We start from the raw sequence: 8,930 nt of genomic DNA on the forward strand, positions 1-8,930 counted from the left end.
ATATTGCAGTGAGGCTTGTCAGGCAGAAGCCAAACGAGCCAGAGTGATGCAGAAGAACAACCTCTTCAAAGTCGCCCAACCCTTGATGGAGATACAGCATCAGGAGTATCTCACCTTTTCCAAAGCAGCCATCCTCATGGGCTGTTCCCGACAGTACATTTACAAACTTGTAGCCATCGGCAAGCTGAAAGCCTCACGCATCAGCAACCGCATGGCATTCATCCGCAGAGCCGACATCGAGCAGATGTTGGAGGGCAATCCCTATCACCGCATCCTGCCCGGCAACACCTCCACACCAAGGAAATCATCTTCATCTTCCTTACCTGCCAAAAGAGAAAAAAGGGAAAAGGAAAGCGAAGAAGTGTTGGACTTCTATTCGGGCGAGGAGGTGATGTCCCTTTTTAAGGTAAAGCAGTCATGGCTTTACACTTCCGCCAAGCGTAACCATATCCCCATCTGCCGTATCGCAGGAAAGAACTATTACAGCAAGAAGCATATTGACGAGTTTTTCGGTGTGGCAGTTGATATTAGCGAAATTACCGACTGGCTACTGACCGAGGAGGTGGAGGAACTGTTCGGCATGAAGCCGACCGCACTCCGTGCCTACACCTATCGCCATAAGATACCCACTAAAAGAGAGTACGGGCGTACCTATTACTCCAAATCACATTTGAACGAACTCCGCAGAACTGACCTTGTGAACGATGAACGCTACTATACCGTTGAGCAGGTGCAGCAAATCTATGGTCTTTCGTCAGCCAACATCTGCCATATCGTCAAGGTGAAGCACATCGAAAAGATAAAGGTGGGTGTGAAAAACCTGCTTTTGCGCTCAGATGTGGAGCGTGTCATGGCTGAAAGGAACAAATAACCGTGAAAAATCGGGATTATCGAAAATTATTTCAAAATGATGTATCGTGGAGGTATTCACGGATATTTCACGTTGTTCCTTTGCCATCGGAAACATGGATACAACTCCAAAATGTATACAACCAATTAAAACATAATTATTATGAGTAAATGCAAAACAGTTACCTTGCGTAAGCGCAAGATTAAGAACGGGACACAGTATTCACTATGCCTTGACTACTATCCCGGCTACCGTGACAATGTCACCATGAGAGTGATTACACGTGAAGCCTTAGGAATTTACATCTTCGCCAAACCTGCAAACCAGCAGGAACGGGACTTCAACGCACGCATGATGAAGAAAGCGGTCATCCTGCGCAACCAGCGCTACGAAGCCATTTTCAATGAAAACAACGGCTTTTTTGACAAGACCAAGATGAAGGGCGATTTCCTTGCCTATTTCAAAGGACTGGCTGACCGCAAGAATATCAAGTGGCAGCACGTATACAAGCATTTCCAGCGGTTCGTGAACGGCAAATGCACCTTTGAGGAGGTGGATGTGGATTTGTGCCGCAAGTTCATGGAATACCTGCTTGATGCACCCCAATCCATCCACACCAACCAAAAGCTGCACATCAACTCCGCAGCAGGCTATTGGTCAACTTTCCGTGCCGTGCTGCACACCGCTTACCGTGACAGGAAGATAAAGGAGAACCCAAACGGCTTCTTAGACCGCATCGAGTGCATTCCCACCATCAGGGAGCATTTGAGCCAAGAGGAACTGATACGGCTTGCCGAAACACCCTGTGAGGAGGAGGTCTTGAAAAAAGCTTTTCTTTTCGCCTGTCTTACGGGACTGAGAAAGAGCGACATCAGACAGCTCACGTGGCAGCAGATACAACCATACACCAACGGCAGGATGTTCGTTACCACCCGTATGCAGAAAACCAAAGAAATAGTGCATAACCCCATCAGTGATGAAGCCTATGGACTGCTGGGAGAACGGGGCGAGGGACTTATCTTTGAGGATTTCAAGGACAAGATGCTGCAAGGACCACTCCAACGGTGGCTCACGGCAGCAGGGATAACCAAGAAAATCACCTTTCACTGTACCCGCCACAGCTTCGGAAGCCTGCACGTGGAAATGGGAACGGACATGGCTGTCATCCAAGCCTATCTCGGACATAAGAACATTACCACCACACAAATCTATTCCAAGATAGCAGCGCAGCAGATGTGTCAGGTGGTGGACAAGATAACCTTGAAGCGCAAGGAGGCATAAATGTCTCACATTGACAGGTATTCAGAGGGGCGGTTATGGCTACAAGGCTATAATCGCCCCTCTATGTTTTTGGCTTGATGCCACCATTTATAAGCCCCTCAGAGTATGAAACAGAGTATGATATGATGACATTTCGTGAAATACATTGAAAAAGACCGTTCTAACCGCAAATAACGGGCAGTAATTGGGAAAAATAGCATTAACTTTGCACAAAATAATACAGGAACATTCAATCTCTCAACGAAATATGGAATCATCAATCAAGGACAAATACATCATCTTGGGCTTTGTCGGCTTCGCCATCGTCCTAATATCTTCCATTGCCACGCTGGTAATAGCGGACAGCTTCAACCAAGACAACTTTGTCAGGTGGATAGTATTCGTATGCTGTAACCTGTTGGGATGGTTGCTCTATCTCTCCTTTCAGACACTTATCTTTGATACATACGAAATCTACAAAATCAAGTTCGGCAAGAAAGAAACGATTGCCGAAGCCATAGAGGTGCAGGAAGAACTGTCACAAAATACACTTGAAGAAGCCACATCTGTGCCTGGACCTACATCAGTCCCTGAGCCTGTACCCGAATCATCCCCGACAAAAGAAGAGACACTTATCCAAACACAACCGATAGAGCTTACTATCGCCCCGGATCTTCACGAAAAGAACCGTGCCAATTACGCAAGCAGAGAGCAACGGGAAAAGGAAGAGCGCATCCGCATGGTCATGGAGTATTGCCATTATTACCTGCCTCGCATTGCCGACCAAGAAACCGTGAACCACATCTGTACTGAGGTGGACAAATGGATGAATCTTAACACTTATACCCCGAAGCCCATACAAAGACCGTTTACCAAAGACATCAACAACATTCCACTCCGTCACTTCGTATGGAATATCTCTGAGCGTTTCCTGTACAAGAGATACTACAATGGGGATAACCGTGCCAAGTTCATCAAAGCCCTTTTCCCGAAATCGTTTGCTGATACAGACTTATCAACCATCAAGAATTTCAAGGTAGAGCCGTTAAAGACGGAAATTCCCATTGATGAACCCGAAAACGGCAAACTTGATTTCCACTATCCCGAGGATTATGTGCGGAATTAGGATAATCACGACACCAACGACAACCATCCGGTAACTCATAACCGCCTGTTTTACATCGTTTCCCGAGTAATTTTACCCGTCATTTATGGCTGGGCTTAATTATTCGGGAATTATTTTGCAATGACGTGTCGTGGAGATATTCACGGATATATCATTTCAGTCCTTTGCGCCAAGTCTTACAAAAGAGACGAGTACGCGAATGGAAAAATCAATTCTTACCTTCAACGACCTCCCCGAGGTTGTCGCTCAGCTTCGAGACGAAGTGATGAGCCTGAAAAGCCTGCTCGCCGAGCAGCGCAGTGTGAACAATGCCAAAACGGTGGACACCCACGTGCCCATGTCTGTGGACGAGGCAGCAGAGTATTTAGGTATCCCTAAGGGTACGCTCTACATGAAACTGTCAGAAGGGACAATCCCTGCCACCAAGCCCGGCAAACGCTATTGCCTTTACCGTGACGAACTGGACAAGTGGCTGGAAACCGCCCGAAAGAATCCCATACCGTTGTCAGACGAGGAACTGAACAAGTCCTTATCCTCTTCCCACCGTCGCAAGCCCAACCCACGTAACTGGTGAATGATATGGAAGAGGATAAGAACTATATCAACCTGATACGTGGCGACCTCACAAAAGCATCCCAAGCGCATAACGGTATGCCCGACAGTGTAGGCATGATGAATATCAAGACGGCAAACCAAACCATTCTTGAAGCATCGTTATTGCCTACGCCCCGTGCGCTGTGGGACAGCTTTTGGTACGAGGGGGAACTCTCCTGCTTGTTTGCCGATTCCAACGTGGGCAAGTCCATCCTTGCCGTGCAGATAGCCGACCGCATCGCCCGAACCGACAATGTGCTGTATCTGGACTTTGAACTGTCCGAAAAGCAGTTCCAGCTCCGCTATACCAACGAGCATGGAGAGCTCTACACCTTTCCCGACAAACTCTATCGGGTGTCTATTGACTGCAACCAGCTTTTGGATGCCAACTTTGAGGAAGCTATCATAGGCGGCATTGAACAGATGGCTGTGCAGACCGACTGCAAGATTTTCATCATTGACAATCTTACCTACCTGTGTTGCGCCATGGAGAAAGGCGATGCCGCAGGACGGCTGATGATTCAGCTGAACAATCTCAAAAAGAGATATGCGCTCTCTATCCTTGTCCTAGCACATACGCCCAAACGCTCTTTGGATTGTCCCATCACATCCAACGACCTTGCCGGAAGCAAACGGCTCTACAATTTCTTTGACAGCGTGTTCACCATTGGAAAAAGTGCCCAAGACGGAGGGCTTCGCTATGTGAAGCAGCTTAAAGTGCGCTATGGCACGTTCTCTCATGATGCGGATAATGTAATCGTTTACGAGATTGACAAGGTGGATGCTTTCTTGCAGTTCGTGTTCAGGGGCTATTCCACGGAAAAGGAACACTTGAAAAAATTGGGCGACAATGAATCAAGCCAAAGGGATTGCCAAATTCTGCAACTCTCCCAATCGGGCAAGTCCGTCAGGGAGATAGCCTCACAGGTGAATTGTGGCAAGTCCACCGTAAACCGTATCATCCAGCGCAGCAAAGAGAGTAAAAACGCAGGTGTCCCAAGTGTCCCACTGTCCCAACCCTTAGAGTGTGGGACAATGGGACAGGATGGGACAGCCGACAATCAACCATCAAAAACGGACTAAGCTATGGGCAATTATTCATTACAGAAGTATAAAGGAACGGCAACACGGCATACCTGCCCCAAATGCGGAGACAGGCATTCTTTCGTCTATTACGTGGACGAAAATAATGTGCCGTTGCATCCATCGGTCGGCAGATGTAACCACGAAAGCGGTTGTGGGTATCACTACACTCCGAAAGAGTATTTTCAAGAGCATCCTGAACACAGAACTACCAATGATTTCTCTTTTGACAGGCAAAGAGCAGAGCAGAAGAAAGTGAAGCAGCAAAGTAAGCCGACAGCCATCGGCTATATTCCCCCTCACTATGTGGAGAAGTCGCAAAGCGAGCGTAGCAATTTCTTCCGTTTCCTCTTCACACTCCTTACTTCCTACTATGGCGACAAGGCGAAAGAGGTGTTGAAGCGGTTGTTGGAGGAATACCGTTTGGGGGCTACCCGTGACGGCTCTGTTATCTTTTGGCAGATAGACAGGACGGGCAAGGTACGCACGGGAAAGGTGATGCAGTACAATCCCGAAGACGGACACCGTATCAAGGGAGGACAGACATCGGCAGTGAACTGGATACACAGCATATTGAAAAAGCAGCGTGTGTTGGCAGAGGATTGGCAACTATCCCAATGCCTTTTCGGGGAACACTTGTTGAAAACGCATCCCGACAAGGTGGTGGTCTTGGTGGAATCCGAGAAGAGTGCCGTTATCGGTTCTGCTATCTTCCCCGATTATGTATGGCTGGCTACGGGTGGTAAGAGTCAGATGAGAGAAGAGAAACTCCGTGTACTGTCAGGGCGAACCGTGCTTCTCTTTCCCGATGCCGATGCTTATGCCGAGTGGAAACAGCGAGCCGAGAGCATGTACTTTTGTAAGGTGGTGGTTTCGGACATCATCGAAAGGAATGCCACCCCGAAACAAAAAGAAGCCCATATCGACATAGCCGATTGGATTATCTTTCAGATACGGGAGGGCAAGGTGATGAGTACAGCCAACCACTTGGTCGAGGCTGAGAGAATCCTCCAGCGGATGATAGAGAAGAATCCCGTCCTGCAAAAACTGATAGACGATTTAGACCTTGTGCTGGTCGGTGCATCTCCAATCGGCAACGATGATGAAAAACCTCCCTGACGGAGGAGAGCGGAAGCCGTAGGCTGGAGTTTGCAGACAATGGCTTGCCATTGATATAGCCCACTATAACTACACGCTCCGCTTACGTAGTTGTGGGCTCTCCCGAGGGGATTAGGGTTTTACCCTAATGACCCACTCAGGGCGTTTCTCCCCTGAGAACCCAGAGCAAAGAGTGACCCTCTCTTTGCAATCTCCGCTTATGGGTTGCACCCCTAAGAACCCCATGCGTTTACGGACAGCGGAAAAGCAAACAATAAAGTACAAACCAAAAAACAAGTATCTATGGCAACAAAATCAAGCATACATATCAAGCCCTGCAACATCGCATCGAGCGAGGCTCACAACAGGAGGACTGCCGAATACATGCGCCACATCGGAGAGTCCAGAATCTATGTCGTTCCTGAACTATCCACCGATAACGAACAGTGGATAAATCCCGACTTCGGCAGTCCGGATTTGCGGATGCATTATGACAATATCAGACAGATGGTAAAGGAAAAGACCGGACGTGCCATGCAGGAAAAGGAGCGTGAACGCAAAGGCAAGAACGGTAAAATAGTCAAGATTGCGGGATGCTCCCCCATACGTGAAGGAGTGCTGCTTGTCAGGTCGGACACCACACTGGCAGACGTGCGTAAATTCGGTGAGGAGTGTCAAAGACGCTGGGGAATCACACCGCTGCAAATCTTCCTGCACAAGGATGAAGGGCATTGGCTGAACGGTCAGCCGGAAGCGGAAGACAGGGAAAGCTTCAAAGTCGGGGACAGATGGTTCAAGCCGAACTATCATGCCCATATCGTTTTCGACTGGATGAACCACGAAACAGGAAAGAGCCGAAAGCTCAATGACGATGACATGATGCAGATGCAGACCCTTGCATCCGACATCCTGCTGATGGAACGCGGGCAGTCAAAGGCTGTCACTGGTAAGGAGCATCTGGAACGGAACGACTTTATCATTGAGAAGCAGAAAGCTGAACTGCAACGCATGGATGCAGCCAAACGGCACAAAGAAGAACAGATAAATCTTGCCGAGCAGGAACTGAAACAGGTGAAATCAGAAATACGCACTGACAAGTTAAAGAAGACAGCCACCACGGCAGCGACAGCCATAACTAGTGGAGTTGCTTCTCTTTTCGGGAGTGGAAAACTGAAAGAACTGGAACGTGCCAACGAAAAACTGCAAGACGAGGTTTCAAAACGGAACACCAATATTGAAAAATTGCAGAGCCAAGTACAGCAGATGCAGAAACAGCATGATACGCAAATCCACAATCTCAGAGAAATGCACAGGCAGGAACTTGACATGAAAGAAAAAGAACTGTCACGGCTCGCCAGAATCATAGACAAGGCTTTCAGGTGGTTTCCGATGTTCAGGGAAATGCTGCGCATGGAAAAGTTTTGTGCCATGCTGGGATTCTCTAAAGAAATGACTGAAAGTCTTATAGTCAAAAAAGAAGCCCTGAAATGTAGCGGTAAAATCTATTCCGAGCAACACAGGCGGAACTTTGATATAAAGGATGATATTTTAAGGGTGGAAAATGACCCTGACGATGAAAGCAGGCTGAACCTGACAATAAACAGGAAGCCGATTGCCGACTGGTTCAGGGAGCAATGGCACAGGCTTAGATATGGAGCAAGAGTGCCGCAACAGGAAGAAAGAAAAAGTAGAGGATTCAAATTATAATAGAAGCAATTTGATTAGTAATCTAAAAGCACTCCGATAACGATTAGAGTGCTTTTAGATTGTTTATCATTAATTATCAAAGCAAGTGCAGTTTAAGATTTTACTGAAGTTTGCATTAATAAAGAATATACTACAGCTGATATATGCGCAACATATTGTGACGCTTGTGATTCATTTCCCTTGAAATCCTTAACAAATACCGCTAAGGTATAACTGATATTATTAGGCAGACATATATAGGCAACATCATTGTGAGCTGCAAGAACACCATTTTCATTAACACAACCTGAACCTGTCTTATGCGCTATAACAACCCCTTCTTTATCAAGAAGTGGAGCTGCTATCCTATCTACACCTGTTTTGCATTCTTTTAACGTATTCTTAATGAAACTTTGTTTCTCATCATCGATAAGACCTTCAGTAAACAAACGATTCATCAACATTGCAGCACCAAGAGGAGATGTATAGTTAGAGTAAGCCTTGTTATGGTCAGCCGACATTTCCTCTTCCGTATAAGCTATCTGAAAACTTGAACGAGGAATGAGTGTGGCTATAAAACTATCTGTTTGAGCGACATTAACCATATCCTTAAACATAAGGTTGCTTGCATTGTTGTCACTCTGAGTAAGAGTATAACGCAGCAAATCTCTCACTGTCAATGATATGACTGGCCCTGAATAATCTTTCAGCATAGGACTCCAAGTCTTTGGGTCAAGTTTATCCCTATTTATATTTACTAAGGTATCAAGTGAAATTCCTTTATTGTCAAAGTCATTACAAAGAGCTAATGCCTGATGAACCTTAAACACACTCATCATAGGATAAACACTCTTATTATTGACCTTAACCGTATCTCTGTTATTAACAATAACCGCCACACCAATTTCGCCAGGACAAGCTGAGACAATTTGAGAAATGCTATCAGTCAAAACATTTGTTAAAGGAGGATTTGCGCTATCTTTTGTCGCTGATTTATGGAACAATGAAAATACCAAGATGAAAATGCAAACTAAAGCTATACTCAAAACTACGATTTGTTTTTTTCTGTTTTTTTCCATGTTTATATTATTTATATTTGTTTGACGAGAATATCTTTATTTGCCGACAAAGGTACATAACTTTACGGAAAAATATGTCAATACTTCGGTAAATTTTTACCGAAAAATTAAAAGTTAAACAATAAAACCGGCAAAAGTCGGTTCGGAAACACTA

Annotated in this window: 8 protein-coding genes; 7 read left to right on the forward strand and 1 reads right to left on the reverse strand. The window is 46.1% G+C overall.

The window, feature by feature from the left end; all coding sequences use genetic code 11:
• The 7 genes from tnpA to AB5443_RS24195 form a co-directional block, all read left to right on the forward strand.
• Positions 1-871: transposon Tn4555 protein TnpA (tnpA, locus tag AB5443_RS24165; protein WP_368119647.1), on the forward strand; the 871-nt coding region annotated here is incomplete at its 5' end.
• 141 nt (positions 872-1,012) lie between these two features.
• Complete coding sequence (locus tag AB5443_RS24170) at positions 1,013-2,131, forward strand: site-specific integrase (protein WP_004338318.1); 1,119 nt, start codon at positions 1,013-1,015, stop codon at positions 2,129-2,131.
• 247 nt (positions 2,132-2,378) lie between these two features.
• Positions 2,379-3,236, forward strand: coding sequence for a transposon Tn4555 protein TnpC (gene tnpC, locus AB5443_RS24175; RefSeq protein ID WP_004339687.1), 858 nt, complete (start codon positions 2,379-2,381; stop codon positions 3,234-3,236).
• 199 nt (positions 3,237-3,435) lie between these two features.
• Positions 3,436-3,810 carry an excisionase family DNA-binding protein gene (locus tag AB5443_RS24180; RefSeq protein WP_004338328.1) on the forward strand — a complete coding sequence of 125 codons (375 nt, stop codon included), beginning with the start codon at positions 3,436-3,438 and terminating at the stop codon, positions 3,808-3,810.
• Between the two features lie 5 nt (positions 3,811-3,815).
• A complete protein-coding gene (locus AB5443_RS24185; protein ID WP_004348225.1) occupies positions 3,816-4,913 on the forward strand; it encodes an AAA family ATPase in 1,098 nt (365 codons plus the stop codon).
• A 3-nt stretch (positions 4,914-4,916) separates the two neighbouring features.
• Positions 4,917-6,032 (forward strand): DUF6371 domain-containing protein, encoded by a 1,116-nt coding sequence (locus AB5443_RS24190; protein ID WP_004292742.1) that lies wholly within the window; start codon positions 4,917-4,919, stop codon positions 6,030-6,032.
• Between the two features lie 282 nt (positions 6,033-6,314).
• Entirely contained in the window at positions 6,315-7,718 is a 1,404-nt protein-coding gene (locus AB5443_RS24195; RefSeq protein WP_004292734.1) for a hypothetical protein, read from the forward strand.
• Between the two features lie 92 nt (positions 7,719-7,810).
• Here the strand turns inward: AB5443_RS24195 and AB5443_RS24200 are convergent, their stop codons facing one another.
• Positions 7,811-8,776, reverse strand: coding sequence for a broad-spectrum class A beta-lactamase CfxA5 (locus AB5443_RS24200; RefSeq protein WP_032946415.1), 966 nt, complete (start codon positions 8,774-8,776; stop codon positions 7,811-7,813).
• Between the last annotated feature and the right edge of the window lie 154 nt (positions 8,777-8,930).

Source organism: Bacteroides sp. RTP21281st1_H5_RTP21281_210402 (assembly GCF_040918965.1).
Lineage (GTDB): Bacteria > Bacteroidota > Bacteroidia > Bacteroidales > Bacteroidaceae > Bacteroides > Bacteroides congonensis.

Bases quoted from the DNA above. Each gene is read 5' to 3' on its own strand.
- AB5443_RS24185 (WP_004348225.1), top strand. From the start codon at position 3,816: ATGGAAGAGGATAAGAACTATATCAACCTGATACGTGGCGACCTCACA.
- AB5443_RS24170 (WP_004338318.1), top strand. From the start codon at position 1,013: ATGAGTAAATGCAAAACAGTTACCTTGCGTAAGCGCAAGATTAAGAAC.
- AB5443_RS24190 (WP_004292742.1), top strand. From the start codon at position 4,917: ATGGGCAATTATTCATTACAGAAGTATAAAGGAACGGCAACACGGCAT.
- AB5443_RS24180 (WP_004338328.1), top strand. From the start codon at position 3,436: ATGGAAAAATCAATTCTTACCTTCAACGACCTCCCCGAGGTTGTCGCT.
- AB5443_RS24195 (WP_004292734.1), top strand. From the start codon at position 6,315: ATGGCAACAAAATCAAGCATACATATCAAGCCCTGCAACATCGCATCG.
- AB5443_RS24200 (WP_032946415.1), bottom strand. From the start codon at position 8,776: ATGGAAAAAAACAGAAAAAAACAAATCGTAGTTTTGAGTATAGCTTTA.
- tnpC (WP_004339687.1), top strand. From the start codon at position 2,379: ATGGAATCATCAATCAAGGACAAATACATCATCTTGGGCTTTGTCGGC.